The organism is Dyadobacter sp. CY261 (genome assembly GCF_021440085.1).
GTDB lineage: Bacteria > Bacteroidota > Bacteroidia > Cytophagales > Spirosomataceae > Dyadobacter.
In genome coordinates this window covers 411,926-428,185 of the sequence record NZ_JAKCPW010000007.1, presented here as the reverse complement: position 1 = coordinate 428,185, position 16,260 = coordinate 411,926, and the positions used below count along the sequence as shown (strand labels likewise).

Sequence of the window (16,260 nt, the reverse complement as noted above, 5' to 3'; positions counted from 1 at the left end):
TTGCAAAAATTACAACGATTTTTATCTAAATTAAAACTCAGATTCGCGGGTTTCACATTTTTAGATACCAATTTCAGTAAAATCTGATCCAATTTTTCGAGTTATTTGAAAATGAACAATCAAGCACCCAGGCTTGGCGTACCCGACGACTCGGTCGCCATTGAGGGAAATAAATTCAAAAGCTTTCTGGTGAATATGACCTCCCAGTCGCTAGACAGGGAAAGCGAAGTGCATCTGCGAATATTAGAATACATTAAAAATATACAATTATTTCACAACCAGTTCCTATATATTCACCACATTAAGACTGGCAAGTTTTATCACAAAGGTTTTGAGGAATGCCTGGGCTTCAGATTCCAGGAGCTGACGGCCGACTTTTTTGTGCGGAACATCCATGTTGACGACCGTGTGACTTATTTCAATGTATCCAAGGCATTGCTCTCATTTGTGACCTCGCACGCGGCCGACCTCGTTCCATTTGAAAGCAACTTCCACATCAATTACCGGATCAAGAACTCGGACGATGTTTACGTTCCGATCCTACGGCAAAGCTCCGTCATGATCCTGAATGAACGCCATGAGATTGAGGCTTATCTGAGTTTATGCACGGATATGACCAATATTCTGGATTCGATCCGGATACGGTGGCACATGTTTGGTCCGAAAAGCGAGAAATTTCCGCAGTTTCTTTACCAATATGCCAATAAGAAAACGGGTATTTTCAGCGATCGTGAACTGGAAATTTTGCAGCTCCTCATTGAGGGTTATTCCAGTACGGAAATAGGTGAAAAGCTATTTATCAGCCTGAATACTGTTAATACCCACCGGAAAAGCCTGATGAAAAAGGCCAACGTGAAGAAAACAGTGGAGCTTATCGCCTTTGCACGTGAGAAGGGGTATTTATAACGAACAGGACCTGTGGCGCTGCCGCCATAGGTCCTGTGAGGCATCAGGTGCATGTCAGATCATGAACCCTCTGCATAAAAGCGTACTGGCAGTGGTATCGTAATCGATGAGATTCTTATTACCAGCTGCCCGCGATGGGCCATTCAACCGTGCGACTGTGTATTTGACCAGTTCCAGCTTCTCAGGGATAGCAGTTTGCTTTTTCATACAGACAATTGTGGTTAGTTTACACCACGAAATAAGCCTGTAAAAGCACAGCACTTTATCTTTTTATACCAAACGGCAGCCCCCCTCGACCAAAGGCCGAATTTCTACGTAATCACCTAATTTACTGGCATTTGCACTAAAACCTGAAACACATCTTCGGTTTCTGATCGCTCAAATTTGTACCCTCCGGGATAGTAAATTCCCAAGCGTCTTTCGAGGTTGATCAGCCCGATCCCCCCACTTGGCTTTTTTGCCGAACGCACCGGCAATATGCTCTTTGGCTTACTGTTAGCGATGACGAATTCCAGCACACCGGATGAAACCGAAATCGTGATATCGACGAAGCAGTCGTGGCGGGTGGCGTGCACACCATGTTTGAAAGCATTCTCCACCAGGGTAATGAGCGAAAGGGTCGGAATGCGGTGCGTATCCAGTATCTCTCCCTCCTGTATCACATTGACTTTGCATCGCCTGTTGCTCCGGACAGATTCGAGTTCCACATACAGATTCATATAGGCAAGTTCTCTTTCCAGCCTGATGAATTCGTCATTCATCTCATAGAGCGAAAACCGGAGTATTTCGGAAACTTTTAGCAGATATTCGGATGCATCTTCCGAAATAGGCAAAATTTTGGCATAGGCTGCATTGAGAACGTTGAACACAAAATGCGGGTTGATCTGCGATTTGAGCGCTTTCAGCTCCATGGTCAACGCTTCATTCTCGAGCTTCTGCCGCATGACGTTCTCGCTCGCCGCAAACTTGGCCATTTTCAGGGCCGCCGGCAGGATCATAAACTGGGCTTCGGACAGGTCGTTGGAAAATACCAGCCAGGAACCCCACTCCCAGAAATGGAACGGCGAGAGGTACAAATTCCCAAACAGTCTGAACCGGTCAGGCATATTTTCCAGCCCAAAAGCATAATCCACGGCCAGGAACAACCCGATAGAAAAAACATGGTTCAGCAGGATCGCTGAAAGGAAAAGAATGCAGAAGAGTAAAAATCCGCGGATGTACTTATTGAGAACGCTATACAGCCCGATGCAAAAATAATACTCGGGGATAATTTTCAGGAAGTAAAAAAAGCCTGTGATGGTTACACTGCTATCTGTCGCCTTTTGGGCTAATGTCGGCAACGCATATGCATAATGCAGCAGCACGAATAGCAACCAGAATAAAACGTGATACGTGACCCTGAGCCCCTGCGTACGCGGGAACAAAAGACGTTCAATCAATGATCTCTTATTCGTACTATTATTCACCACACCAGGAATCTATTTTTCTGTTAATTGCCTGAACACGTCGTCACGCGTTGGCGAAACGGCGATCGATACTTTCATGCCATTTAACATGGTAACCATATTCCCTTCGATCATTTTAATCATGTTGCGGTTGACAATATACGAGCGGTGTGTCCTAACGAACGGCGGCGATGGTAACCTTGCCATCATGGCGGCCATGGAGGCCAGCGTCACCAGCACTCCGTTGGCATAATATACTTTAACATAATCTTTTAGCCCCTCCACAAAGTAAATGTCTTTGAACCAAACGCAAAACATTTTCCTGTCGGCGCGGATCCACATATACTCTTCCTGCCCGGTGTCGGCCCTGTGTTCGGGTGCCATGTGATTGTTATTCACAGGCTCTGTCGGCGTCACTTCGGAGGGAGAACCGTCTGATTCCATTCCTGCGCGCCCCTTTTCCAATAATATCTGATTTCCCATCAGCCGCCTCACTTTGGTGACTGCCCTCAGAAACCGGTCGAATGCAATTGGTTTCAACAAAAAGGAGGTAACATCGAAGGTGAACCCGTCGACGGCATATTGGGGATAGGCTGTGGTCATGATCACGTGCGAGTCCGGCGCCTTAATAATACTAAGCAGGTCCAGACCTGAAAGTTCGGGCATATTCACATCCAGGAAGATGATATCCGGCTTGATTTCGGCTATCATATCAATTGCTTCTATCGCATTGTAACAACTACCCGCGTAGTCGAGCCAACTTAGCTTTGCAATCAGGAATTTAAGAACTTCATGAGCCGGCTCCTCATCGTCGACAATGAGGCAACTGATTTTTCCTCCCATATTTAAACTGATCCGAATTGCGATTTATGATCGTGCTACACAGATAAAGCAAATCGTGCTTTAAAACGTCAACAAAACCCAAATGCGGTTAATTCTTTTCAGCAAATATGAGCATTATGATTCAATTTATCATTAGTTGTTACCGCTGGACAATGTCGCTACCAACAATTTTCGCCTTTTGGCCAATCGGAAGTCGTAGTACTTTTTTAAGTAATGGTAAATAACCAACTCGTGTTCCCGCTGCCTGGAAACAAACAGGCGGTTGATGAACATATGAATAAGACTGACCGCCAAATCTCCCACCGAAATTTCCATAGCCGGGGCCAGGATTTTCATGGAGTTTTTGATACGTGCCGACCGTTCCCTGAAGGGCCGGATAGCACCTGTGATATTGTTGGCTGCATCCTGACGCGGGTCGAGAAAACTTTGGATCGCGTCGGAATGAGCGCGGTATTTGTTATTCAACTGAATGCTCAGCTGCGTATCGCCTCGGAATTCCCGAAAGAAATTTTCCTGTAAGTGTGTCACCAGTTTCTTTTTTTCTTCGGGACCAAAACCCAGGTCGGTGAGCAACATATCCGTCGCTCTCATGCCTATCAGCCAGCGGTAGCGCTCTCCTTCATCCCCATTTAGCATATTCAGAAAACCAGCAGTTGCCTGACTATCGGCGAAGAAGATGGATTCCACTTCCTCATACTGGTAATCCCCGTAACGTTCCAGCTCCCTTTTATAAGTATCGATCTGGATTTTATGGACAGTCCCCTCAGCGAGCAATGGGTCTATCAGCGTATTGAGCTCCATCAATACCGCGTGCCAAAACCACAATCGGGTACCATTGTAAAACCTGAGCCTTATGTGGTGATTGGGATCATGGTAGCGGACGAAAAACCACTTTTCAATGACTCCTCCGGCTATCAGGCGATCGGCCAACGGCTTGATAACCGAAGTTAAAAGCCGGTCGGCCGTTTTTGTGCCGGCATAAATTTTCACGTATAACCATTCACTCCCGGCGATAAAATTTCGTTTGGTCATTTCGGGCAACGGTATGGCTGGCTGCTTTTTCAATGATTGCTTGGTAAGCGAGGGCTCTTTTCGATGCAGGAAGGGTATTAAAACCTCATTTACATACCGGTTTCCGTGCGCTTGTAACAAGCCATTTTCGTCCCCTTCCAGAAATTCGGTCAGGCTTGCATGGCCAAACTTCCGGATCGAATCGCATAGCACTTGTACAGAAAAATCCGATTCGCCGTCGATCAGGAACTCATTGTCGCCCTGTCGAAGCTGTACGAAACGAGGGATGTTGTAAGCCTTGCGCACGACACTCCATTCACGCGCGGTAACTGAATGCTTGCCCGCCAGGCTTACGAACATCTCCGTGCCGATATTCCAGGTTGCTTTGCTGAGTACCCAATGCTTGTATTCGATCCTTGGCAAAAATACGCTAGCCGAAAGGTGCTCCCAGTTCCACCCCAGATACTGGTAATTATCCTGGTAGGTCAGCTCGCATAAAAAACGGTACACGGGTAGCCCGTTCGCAAAATTGTGCGCATTGGTGAGCCTGGGGAAAACACGTTTATTCAGTCGCTTTGATCTCAAGATCACCTCTCCCGACAATGACACGGATACCATCAGATCCTGCGGCATAATCCGGTTTTCTTCGGGCATAGAAGAAGCTGCCATGTAGGGTATCTCATATTTCCGGAAATGAGGCCGCATCAATACGTTACCTACCCTTGCCTCCGGCAAATGCGCGATTTCGGCAAAGACCACGTCTTCCCGGCAGCTTTCTTCTTCACGAACCGCATTTTGCACCCATTCAGAGAGCTGCTCACTTCCGTGGCAAAACCGCCCGACCAGTTTTAAGCCGGAAGGCCCTCCCATTGCATTAAATGCAAATTTGAAGTTACCATTGTCGACATCCTGCTGCGACGTGGCGATGAGGTTACCAAAAAGGTAGAAACTGTCAGGCGTCTCCCCGTCACGGATGGTGCTTTTGCGCACTTCATCGAGCATGGCATCCGTCAGGCACACCGACATTGTCCCTTCCAACATGGCGCGTTGGTAAAGTCCTTCCCGAAAACTCGTCAGCACCGAAGTCTCCTTCGCATTCACTTTTGCGGCTTCCGGAAACTGCACATCGTCCAGCAATGGGAGGTTATCCGATCCCCCCTGTATGGCATCTCCATAACCAATCCCTGTTTCACTGTCCAGCACGGCCAGTAATGGCATTTCACGTTGTTCGTATCTATCGAGAAAGCGTTTTTTAAACAGCTCCATATCCGGCTGGGGGTTCCGGTAACCCAGAAACTCAATCTTTTTGTACTCCTTCATCAAAGTTCCGATGGCGCGTTGGCTGATGGTACACGCCCGCGTATTGTAAAAAAGATCCGTCTGGATAAGGTCTTTGCTTCCGGCGGCCGCAAAATGCCGTGTAATCACCGATTCTATTTTTTTGTACCTGCACACACCGGCTTCCGTCGATTGCAACAAGTCTGCAATGGTATTCAACCGGGCCACATCTTCCTCCGCGCCTTCCAAACCGTTCAATCTGGCAATAATTGTCTCAAAAAACTCATCTCCGGTGACCGTTGCGGCCAGTTCGGAGGTCAGTATCTGCGCATCGATGATCTGGTCCACGTACCGGCTCGCCTCTTGCCGGCTGATGTCGCCCGACACAATGCTTTCCGCCAGTTCTCCGACAGTTGCTCCATGCCTGGCTGTGAGGAGAATGCAGTCCAGATAAGTATTGGCATTCACGGAAGTCAGCGTGTAAAACCGCTTCTTATTGTTCAGGGAACTTTCGACGTAACGATAAGTATCTCCGATCCGGTAGAGGCTTGAATTCGGGGAAAATTTCAGGCGGCCTCGGATTGTTTCCTTTTTCAAAAGGCCCTCTGCCATCTCCGCCACATAGTTCATATCCAGTCGGGAATGCGTATAAAAGGGGGCGTTAGTATCGAATTCGATGCTGGTGCTTTCCCCGATTTCTCCGATCGCACATCCGGCAAACATTCCGTAAGGGGTGCTGCGGGATGTCATCCTGACCAGATATTTATACAAAGTCATCAACAGCTTCTCCACGCCGGTCTTTACCCTGCCCTCGATCAGGCCGGTAAATGTGCTATATAGTTCCGGAGAAGCCAGATAGATCGCTTCCAGCATGGCCGGCTGCGAAAAAAAGCGGATGAGTTCCGCCTCAAACATTTCGGGGTTGTTATTAACCCGCTCATTGAAGCCATGAAAGGCATTCAGCGACAGCAGGGGCCGCCTCAAAACGAAGAATCCTTGAGATAAAATTGACATGGTGCTTAGCAGGTTAAGATCGTCTAAAAGGCCCCCGTCTTCAAAAAACAGGGGAAACGCATTAGCTGACGTTCTTCAAACTTGCTGTACGATTGCACGTTAGACAAAATATTTGTACCAATTATCCGGTTTCATCGACGAAATTTTCCGGATCATCAGGAGTTTCATGCAAGGCAAATCAGGGCATTCCAGGCAATTCGGTTTTAAGCTTCGTCTAAATAGTACGGCGATCCGTCTAAAAATTTCCCGATCATTCTGATTTACACACATATTTGTTTACAAACCTAAAACGAGCGCAATAATGACTACATCGGAGATATCTGGACTTTCAGCTATGATTGCAACTGCCAAAATCGATGAAATTCACGAAGTTGTGAGCATGCACCGGAAACAGTTTACCAATTTTGGCTTTTCCCGGGGCTATCTTGGCGTATCCGTTTTTAACTATTTGTACGCACTCCATACCGGGCAGAAACAATACCTGGACGAAGCGCGGCAAGCATTTGAGCAAGCTTGTGACATGATCGACGGCGATCCGCAAGCTGCCTATCCCCAGGATTTTACCGATCTCGGTGCCGTAGTGCAATATCTCCACCGGACTGGTGTACTCGATCTGGATCCAAATGTTTTTCTGGGCGATGTAGACGTGATATTATTGAAAAAATTGCGCCTGGAATTACGCGCAGGCAATATCGGGGGCTTTGCCCAGGGCGCGCTCGGTTACGGGCTCTATTTCCTCCACCGCAGCCAATACTGCCAGCGAAGTGCGAAATCGGCCATTGAAGACCTCGTACAGGGTATCATACAAAACGCGGTCCATACTCCCGAAGGCTGCTACTGGAAGTCCGAATGGGACCCGAGGTCGGAATATACCTCGCCCTTTTTTACTCAGGAATCCACGGCTATACTACTTTTCCTGTCCAGGATCGTTGAAATGGGGCTGGTGCCCGCCAGCGCCCTCGAGGACATCGCTCAGGAAGCGGTGAAGTATAAGCAGGCACAACGCGCGAAATACCAGGATTTTCAGTTCATCGACATGACACAGGAAGCCCCTCCTCCGCCATCGTCACTATATTATGGAGAGATGGGCACTGGCTACACGCTGCTTCGGGCCGGGGCCACATTTCACAAAGCTGCCTGGTTGCAGGAGGGCCGGGCGATCCTCAAAACTTGTTCGTTACACGACTGGGAAGAAATCCTTGCCATGGAAGACGCCAGCGTACTTTCCGGTGCTACGGGCCTCGCCCTGATGTTCGATCGTGTGGCGCAGCTCACCAACGATCCGGATATCCAACAGACGGCCAACTTCTGGTACAAACAAATCCTTCGGTTTGATCTGCATACCGATGGGTACGCCGGCTATAAAGTGGCCGACAGCCCATGGCACCCGCAAACCAACCTATCGTTCAGTCAGGGTATTATCGGAATTGGCTGCGGCCTCTTCAAGACGCTGCATCCCGGCAAGGCCGATTTTAATGATCTGATCTGGTTGCTTTGACCGTGTTCGTCCCCTGCTGGTGCGTTGCTACCCATACCACCTGCGCAAACAAAAAGCCACCAAAATGCAATGCCCCCAAGTAGTTGAATGCTTCTCGGGGGCATTTTTATTGGGTAAACGGGGAATACCAATTAAAATTCAAGCTCAGGCTTGTTAAGCCATATCTGCATGGCGACTCTTACAGGACATTGGCGAGGCCCGACGGTTGACCGGCCTTTATAACGGCATGGACTGGATTTCGGTGGCATTGACAGTATTTTAAATACATATCATTATAGAAACCAGCGCATCGAATAAATTTGGGCAAATATCATCTCAAATGGACTTTCCTGAATACACAGGTCGTGAACTCGCGGAGCATATAAAGGCTATCACCGGCACCTCTGTCAACGACACGGGCGCGCTGCTACGATTCTTTAAACACAGCCGTATCTCAAAAAAACAAATCATCCAACAGGCTGACCGTGAATGCACGACGCTGTTCTTTGTCGTTCGCGGCTGCCTGCGTATGTATTTTGTAGATAGTAAGGGCGTCGAGCGGACCACGCAGTTCGCGCTCGAAAACTGGTGGCTGACCGATTTCCTGGCGTTTGAGCGAAAACAGCGGACAGAGTTTGCGATACAGGCAGTAGAACCCGCCGAGGTGCTGTCGATTGACCATAATGCCTATCAATCGCTTCTGGCAGCATTTTCGCAAATGGAGCGGTATTTCCGGATTATCTATCAGTACGGTTATGGCGCGGCCCTGCTCAGGATGAAATATCAGCAGGATTTCTCGCGGGAAGAACTCTACCGGCATTTCGCCCGCCAGTTTCCCGATTTTGTCCAGCGTGTCCCGCAGTATTTGCTTGCCTCTTACCTCGACATTACCCCGGAATATCTGAGTGAGCTCCGGAAAAAACGATCTTAAACCTGTTTAAGTAAATTCGGTTTCGGCGAGGGTACCTTTGACCCATTAATCAACTAATTCAATTCAAGATGAAAAGGGTAAATATCGAAGCCACACAACCGCAAGCATACAAAGCAATGTATGGACTTAGCCACTATTTAAGCACTTCCAAACTGACCAAAACGCATCAGGAACTGATCAAAATCAGAGCGTCGCAAATCAATGGTTGTGCCTACTGCATCGACATGCATACCACCGATGCACTGAAAGCGGGAGAAACCATTCAACGGATCTTTTTGCTGAACGCCTGGCGCGAAACGACGCTCTTCACCGAAGAAGAACGCGTGATCCTCGAATTGACCGAGGCGATCACGTTCATCCACAAAGAAGGCGTTAACGAGGAGCTTTACGAACGCGCGGCAGAAACATTCGATGAAGAATATCTGGCACAGGTGATCATGGCCATCGCCACCATCAATACCTGGAACCGTATCGCAATCAGCACCACATTACAGCCTCCATTGCGCGCTTAGCGACTAACTCCCTACGCAGCGCCCAGATAATTTCCGATATTGAAAACATTGAAGCCCAATATAACCGGATTTCCCGGCGCTGTTTCAAAACGGATGGTGAGCGATCCTGGCGCGCTTGCGATGCTATTACTAATAATGGTGGAACCAGCAGGACAGTAAACAGGCCAGTCCCCCATCACCGCCAACACGCTGATGACCGCCTGTTCTTCCGTGGTAAAGTTGGCATCCGAAGTGAGCGTAAGCGAAATGCCGTCGGCTGCCAGCAGCGATCCTACCGCGTGAGTAAGGGTCCCGTTTTCGCCAAAGTAGGTCGCCCAGTTCGAGCCGTCGGTCCATGGTGGTACGGACTGGGATGCCCATGCCTGGTGTAGCAGGCTGGAATTGTACCAGGCGCCTGGCCTAACAGGAATGACGGCGAAATGGTCGAAGCTGGCGGAAATAGTGATCTTGCTCAGGGCGAATTTCCTGCTGATCCGTAATGCCGCGGAACTGCCGGTCCATATACCGAAATAGTTGGGGTCTTCCCCAGGTACCCATGAGTTGGAAACGTCGGAGTTTCCTTGGGTCGAGTCAAATGAGAAATTCGTTCTTGCGGAGGCGCGAAGCGTATTTTTTAATTCTGAAAAAGAAGGCGAAAAATCGGCTGGTAGGGCATCCGGGCCTTCATAGGGGTCCAGAATTGCCTGTGCGCCACTGATCAGCAACTGTGTGGAGAGGTCGGAGCGACCGATGTTGGCCACCGAAGGCGCATGCAGCATGGCCCACTGAAACCAAACAGTGGGCAACATGTTGGGTGCTGGCGGAGGCGTAATGCTATTGAGATAAGCCGTCCATTGCAGATAGACATCAGGCCCGATGTCCTTCATGAAAGCACTTTCGGGAAACGACAGCCCATTCACCACCGCGGCATACTGATTAAAAAAGGCCGACTGATGGTAATACCAGCGGTTGTATTTGAGGGTGACAGGAGGAACAACATTGAAGCAATCCCAAAGGCTCTGATCGCTCGAAGGCACTGCCGGTGATTGTAATAGCTGAAAATTCCGGATCGATAAGTTCAGGCTTGCTGCCAGCTGGTTGTACCACGCGTCTGTCAGGGCTGTTACCGCGTCGGTGGAGGTATCTAGTGCTATCATTTTGATTCCTGGTTTGCGGATATCCGGGTGAGGTCAAAAAAGAAGGCTGGTATTACCCAGCCTTCCCCTATGTATTGTTAAACCGTAGCATAATTGTTGTCCGCCACAAAGCTGCGTGCCGATTCGTAAAGCGAAACGCCGACGCTTGAAGAATGGCCAACGAACTCTCCTGCCGACAACACATTGACACCCAACACAATAGGCACACCAGGGATGCTATTGGTGGTAATGGTCATCTGTCCGCTCTCGCTGAAAGTAACACGGTTGCTCGACGAGCTGCCGCTGTCACCTGAGTAGAATGGCCAGAAACCCGCTGAACCGCTGGATGTAATGGTTTGCTGATCAACGGAGGAATATTTCGCATCCGACGTAATCGTGATCGACATACCCGACGCCGCAATGATGTTGGCTGAGAAATACTGCATATTCCCATTTTTCCCAAACGTGTTGTTCCAGTTGATAGACGACTGCGAGCTCCATGGATTACCGGTCTGGTTAGCATAGGCAAGGCCCATAGCAGATGAATAATACCATGCACCCGGGGTGTTGGAGTATACCAGAATGTGGTCAAAGCTGGCGCTTACCTGAATGCGGCTAGAAGCAAATTGCTCGCTGAGCGTCGAAGTAGAGCTGCTTCCGCCCCACAAACCGAAAAATCCGGAAGTTGAGCTGCCAGCCCATGAGCTGCTTACATTGCTATTCATGGTACTGCTGTCGAATGAGAACGACCGGGAAGGGCTGTTAGCCAACTGATTTACCAGATCGAGGTAGCCGAGTTGCCAGTCAAAGGCAAGAGGCAGGCCGGTTGGAGTTGTGTAGATCAATGTCAGCTCATTCTGCGCGGTAGCGATAGGGTCGAGCAAAATAGCCGCATAGTCGGAAGAACCGATATTGGCTACGTTGGGGGCGTAAAACATCGCCCAGTTTCTGAACATCGTCGGAATCTGGTTCATGGTGGGCAGCGTAGGCTGTTTTTGCACATAAGCCTGCCATGCATCGAAATTGGCTGCTCCGATGTCTGCTCTTACGTCGATGTTCCGCGAAGGGACCAACGCCGAGAGCAAGCCTCTGTAATTGTTGTAGAACTGGTTACCACCGCTTGCGGCAAACTGCGAGGTCAGGGTTTTAGGAGCGATATTGTTGTAGTAAGCCCAGAACGTCGGATTTGCCGCGGTGCCACTTGCAATCGGCGGAGCCGGCTGAATGATCTGAAAAGAATCCTGGCTTTGTCCCAATCCTTGGATCAGACCATTGTACCAGCCATTTTGTAAGTCTAGGAAATTGCTCATCGTTGAAAACACAAATAACCCCCGTTGTATGACGTCCGGGATCCGCCCCTGTAACAAATACCCTCACAGATAGGTCCGTTTTTTGAAGTGGTAGCTGATCTCCACTATACAAAAGCTTTTGTTTGACAAAGTTGAGTAGAAATAGTTCTTCGAAAACCCCTGTAAACACCTGATTTATAAAAACAAGTGTTTACCCGTTCCCGACCTCGGGACGATTTAATGGTAGATTTTGATCATCGGGGGAACTGGCGGAGAAAGGTTGAACGGCCCTTGAAACAATTCAGGTAGCCCCATATGCCACAGCGAATTCGCTGGGTGTTTTTCCAAATTGCTTTTTGAATTCCTTACTGAAATATTTACGATCGTCGTAGCCCACGGCATAAGCCACTTCGTAGATTGTCATTTTCTGTTGCTGTAAAAGCTGGGCAGCTCTTTTCAAACGGATCGATTTCAGGAAATCGTTGACGGACAGATCTGTTACCGCTTTCAGCTTCTTGTAAAGTACCGACTGGCTCATTCCGATCTTCTCTGCCAGCATGGCCACACCAAATTCCGGATTGTCCATCAGTTCCTCCGTAATGGTGACGATCCGCGCGAGGAACTGCTCGTCCATCGAATCGATCACCACATTCTGCGGTTGCAGGGTGACCTGGCGGCTGTACTTTTCCCTCATCAACGCCCTCGAAGCCAGCAGGTTCCTCACATTCAGACTCAAAAACCGGATACTGAATGGTTTCGGGATGTAGGCGTCCGCACCCGTTTGCAAGCCGCTGAGCTGGTGGTTCAGCGACGCCCGGGCAGTAAGTAATATCACTGGAATGTGGCTCGTCCGCTGGTCGGTTTTCAGTCTCGTACACAGTTCCAACCCGTCCATTTCGCCCATCATCACGTCGCTGATGATCAGGTCGGGGATGTGTTCGATGGCCTGTGCCCATCCTTCCTCCCCATTCACGGCCTGGATAATGCGGTACTCGCCCGCCAGTGATGCCATGACCAGTGACCTCACTTCTTCATGGTCCTCGACGATCAGAACGGCAGGTGTACCCTCGGCAGATAATGGCTGATAGCTGCGTACAAGGTCCGTTTCTGCCAACAGCATCTCGCCGTGCACCTGCGCAGGGGCTACTTTTACTAATTGTTCCGACGCGAAATGTGCATTTCCTTTCAGCAAGGTGATCGTGAAGCAAGTCCTACCCTTCCTATTATGCTGCTCCACACTGCTTTCCACCTTAAGGCTTCCCTTATGCAGTTCCACAATGCTTTTGGACAATGCAAGTCCAATGCCGTAACCCGTATTCTGCTTCCCATGGTCGTAGATCTGGAAAAAATTGGCAAAAAGCTTGCTCAGGTACTCCGGCGCGATACCGATGCCATCGTCCTCGATCCGTATGCTGACGGTATCGCCGACTTCGGTTATTTTCAGCGAAACCTTTCCGCCGTCGTGCGTGAACTTGTAGGCATTGCTCAGCAGGTTGAAAATTACTTTCTCCATTTGCGCGGGATCGAAAAATACGGCGATAGCGTCGGTACTGCATTCGAAAACCGATTCTATATGGCGGTGCTGCGAAAGGAAGCTAAAATCCTGAAAAATGCTTTGGATAAATGGCACCAGGTTGTTTTGACTAACGTGCAATGCCAGATGGTTCGTTTCGGCTTTGCGGAAATCCATCAGCTCGCTTACCAGTTTCAGCAACCGGTCGGCGTTTTTCCTGACCAGCGAAAGGTGCGTCTGAACCTCTTCGTCCTCCGGCCGGGTAATGACCATTTGCTCCACCGGCCCCTGTATAAGTGTCAGGTGCGTCCTGATCTCGTGGGATACATTGGTAAAAAAATTCAGTTTGACCTGATGCAGCTCATGCTCCCGCCGAAACAAAGCGCTCATGTAAAAGTAACGCGTCACAAACAGGATCGCCGAAATAATCGCGACAATGTACAAGCCATAAGCCCACCAGGTTTTCCATAAAGGTGGCAGCACCCTGATCGTGAGCCGTGAGGGCACCTTGCTCCAAACGCCGTCATTATTCGCCCCTTTGACCTCGAATGTGTAAGTTCCCGGCGGCAGGTTGGTGTAGGTAGCCGAAGAGGTCTTTACAAAATTCCAGTCCTGTTCGAAGCCTTCCAGCCGATAGGCATATTTGTTTTTTTCGGGCTTGATATAATTCAGCAGGGCAAAATCGATGGACAAAATGTTCTGATCGTGTGTAAATGTGATCTCGCGCGTGAGGCTGATGTCCTTTTCGAGCAGGCCGTCGTCCCCGCCAACCCCAACAGGCTTGTTGAACAGTTTCAATGCCGTAAACACCACCGGTGCCACGAATTCGTTTGTTTCGATGGCATTTGGAAAAAAGCTGACGAGACCATTCAACCCGCCGAAAAACATTTCGCCGGACGCATCTTTATAGTAGGTGTTTGAAATAAACTCATTGCCCGAAAGGCCATCGGCGACCGTATAATTCTTAAAAATACGCCTGGCGATATCGAAGCGTGACAACCCGTTGGAGGTACTGATCCAGAGATTGCCTCGTTCATCGTCCAGAATACCGAGGACATTGTCGTTCGGCAGCCCGTCTTTTTGAGTGAAATTGGTGAATGTGTTAGTAGCCCTGTCATAACGCGTCAGACCGCCATAGTAGGAACCGATCCAGATCAGTCCGCGTGCGTCCTCGCGTACGCAGTTGATCACCCTGGGGAACCGCTTCGTCGCAGACTCATCCCGTGGCCTGATCCAATCGATGCTGCTGGAATCACTTCTCAGTACATTAACGCCTTCGTTGGTGCCTATCCAGAGATTATGCCGCGAATCCTCGTAAAAATTACGGACAAAATTCCCGCTCAGTTTGAGTGGTGCCGGCGTCCCGACATTGAAATGCCGGAAGTTCTTCGTCGCCCTGTCCAGCAAGTCGACGCCTTTCTGATCGGTACCTACCCACAGTCGCCCGCGGCTGTCCTCAAAAACGGCGCTAACGTTGTCCGAACTGAGGGTCCCGGTATCACCCGGATCGTTCCTGAATGCAGTGAACTTTCGCCGGCCCGTATCGTAGTAGTTTAATCCGCCCAGGTGTGTGCCAATCCACAAATGCCCGGTCTTGTCCTGCACAATGGCCTTGACGAGATTGGAAGTCATTCCCGGTGCAGCATTGCCGTCGCTCCGAAAATTACGGACCGCACCCGAGCGGACATCCAGATAATTGAACCCACCACCTTCCGTTCCGACCCACAGATTGCCAGCCTTATCCTTCACGACAGCGCTTACGACATTGTGATTAATGCTATACTTCGCCTTCCCCGTCTGATAAACCCTGAACGGCGTTTCATACGAGTAAACAATATTGGCGCCATTGTAAAAAGTCCCCAGCCACACCGAGCCGTTGGCATCCTGAAAAATATCATAGAGCGAATTCTGGCTTAAACCAGTCGGGTTTTCGGGCTCGTGCTGGTAAGTTGTAAACGTGCGTTTGATAGGGTCAAGAATGCTCAGGCCTTCCAGTGTGCCAATCCAGAGGTTACCGCTTCGATCGGCGAGTATTTTGCGAATATTATTGTGTACCAATGCATTAGACCCAACACTTTTTTTATAATGAATGAACTTCCCTATGGTTTCATCCAGCAAATTGAGCCCGCCGTGCTTGGTACCGACCCAGATATGCTGCTGTTTGTCCTCCGCCACAGTCGTCACAAAATCATCGCTCAGCGCGCCGGGTTTACCAGGATCAGACTTGAACGCCTTGAAACGGATTGATTTGCCCTGAAAATCCATTTGGGTGAGCCCGGTAGCCGTCGCTATCCAGAGCCGGTGCTGCGAATCCTCGTAAACCGAACGTATATCATCCCCCGACAGACCAGGTTGCGTGTTGGCCACATAGCGTTTGAAACGGTGATGCTCCCTGTCGATGAGCTGGTGGAGACCCCGGTTGGTCCCAACCCACACAATGCCCCGGCTGTCCTCGAAAAGGCAATTGATGGTGTTGCTCCCGAGCGTGCCGGCTTCGTCGGGATTTCCGGCTAATACGGATACGAATGAGTCGGTTTCGGGAACGTAACGGTTCAGGCCATAGCTGGTGCCGAACCAAAGCGTATGCTTCGAGTCAGAAAGTGCCGAAAGAATGTAGTTGCCGCTCAATGAGCCCGGCATGGCCGGATCGTTCTTATATATCTTGAAATTCTTCCCGTCGAACCGGTTGAGCCCGTAGCTTGTGCCCAGCCACATGTAGCCACGGTGATCCTGCACAATAGCCAGCACCGAGTTTTGTGAAAGTCCGTGTTCCGCATTGAGTTTATTAAAAACCAGCCGCTGTCCTGAGGCACCGCCTATCGAGCAAAAAACTATTACGGCCCAAAAACAAAGCGCCTTTATTCTAATCATTTGTCACTTAATGGGTACACTTTCACACATTCTTTTTAGCACTAAAATAGGATAA

General features: G+C 49.5%; 11 protein-coding genes. 4 read left to right on the top strand and 7 right to left on the bottom strand.

Annotated elements, in window-relative coordinates:
- Positions 1 to 111 precede the first annotated feature (111 nt).
- Positions 112 to 906: a response regulator transcription factor gene (locus LZD49_RS21110; RefSeq protein WP_234669654.1), complete on the top strand. Its 795-nt coding sequence runs from the start codon at positions 112 to 114 to the stop codon at positions 904 to 906.
- A gap of 54 nt (positions 907 to 960) precedes the next feature.
- Here LZD49_RS21110 and LZD49_RS21105 read toward each other — a convergent pair whose 3' ends face one another.
- The 4 genes from LZD49_RS21105 to LZD49_RS21090 form a co-directional block, all read right to left on the bottom strand.
- Positions 961 to 1,113: a hypothetical protein gene (locus LZD49_RS21105; RefSeq protein WP_234669653.1), complete on the bottom strand. Its 153-nt coding sequence runs from the start codon at positions 1,111 to 1,113 to the stop codon at positions 961 to 963.
- Between the two features lie 116 nt (positions 1,114 to 1,229).
- Complete coding sequence (locus LZD49_RS21100; protein WP_234669652.1) at positions 1,230 to 2,345, bottom strand: sensor histidine kinase; 1,116 nt, start codon at positions 2,343 to 2,345, stop codon at positions 1,230 to 1,232.
- Between the two features lie 39 nt (positions 2,346 to 2,384).
- Positions 2,385 to 3,194, bottom strand: a complete 810-nt coding sequence (locus LZD49_RS21095) for a LytTR family DNA-binding domain-containing protein (RefSeq protein WP_234669651.1) — start codon at positions 3,192 to 3,194, stop codon at positions 2,385 to 2,387.
- Positions 3,195 to 3,326: 132 nt separating this feature from the next.
- Entirely contained in the window at positions 3,327 to 6,497 is a 3,171-nt protein-coding gene (locus tag LZD49_RS21090; protein ID WP_234669650.1) for a lantibiotic dehydratase, read from the bottom strand.
- A 301-nt stretch (positions 6,498 to 6,798) separates the two neighbouring features.
- On the opposite strand from LZD49_RS21090, the gene LZD49_RS21085 reads away from it, so the two are divergent.
- From LZD49_RS21085 to LZD49_RS21075, 3 genes are all read left to right on the top strand, one after another.
- A complete protein-coding gene (locus LZD49_RS21085) occupies positions 6,799 to 7,995 on the top strand; it encodes a lanthionine synthetase LanC family protein (RefSeq protein ID WP_234669649.1) in 1,197 nt (398 codons plus the stop codon).
- 319 nt (positions 7,996 to 8,314) lie between these two features.
- Positions 8,315 to 8,905, top strand: a complete 591-nt coding sequence (locus LZD49_RS21080; RefSeq protein WP_234669648.1) for a Crp/Fnr family transcriptional regulator — start codon at positions 8,315 to 8,317, stop codon at positions 8,903 to 8,905.
- 68 nt (positions 8,906 to 8,973) lie between these two features.
- On the top strand, positions 8,974 to 9,417 hold the full coding sequence (locus LZD49_RS21075; protein ID WP_234669647.1) for a carboxymuconolactone decarboxylase family protein: 444 nt from the start codon (positions 8,974 to 8,976) through the stop codon (positions 9,415 to 9,417).
- An 11-nt stretch (positions 9,418 to 9,428) separates the two neighbouring features.
- On the opposite strand, the gene LZD49_RS21070 is transcribed toward LZD49_RS21075, so the two are convergent.
- The 3 genes from LZD49_RS21070 to LZD49_RS21060 form a co-directional block, all read right to left on the bottom strand.
- Positions 9,429 to 10,553: a hypothetical protein gene (locus LZD49_RS21070; protein ID WP_234669646.1), complete on the bottom strand. Its 1,125-nt coding sequence runs from the start codon at positions 10,551 to 10,553 to the stop codon at positions 9,429 to 9,431.
- A 77-nt stretch (positions 10,554 to 10,630) separates the two neighbouring features.
- Positions 10,631 to 11,842, bottom strand: coding sequence for a hypothetical protein (locus LZD49_RS21065; protein ID WP_234669645.1), 1,212 nt, complete (start codon positions 11,840 to 11,842; stop codon positions 10,631 to 10,633).
- A gap of 280 nt (positions 11,843 to 12,122) precedes the next feature.
- Positions 12,123 to 16,205 (bottom strand): hybrid sensor histidine kinase/response regulator transcription factor, encoded by a 4,083-nt coding sequence (locus LZD49_RS21060; protein ID WP_234669644.1) that lies wholly within the window; start codon positions 16,203 to 16,205, stop codon positions 12,123 to 12,125.
- Between the last annotated feature and the right edge of the window lie 55 nt (positions 16,206 to 16,260).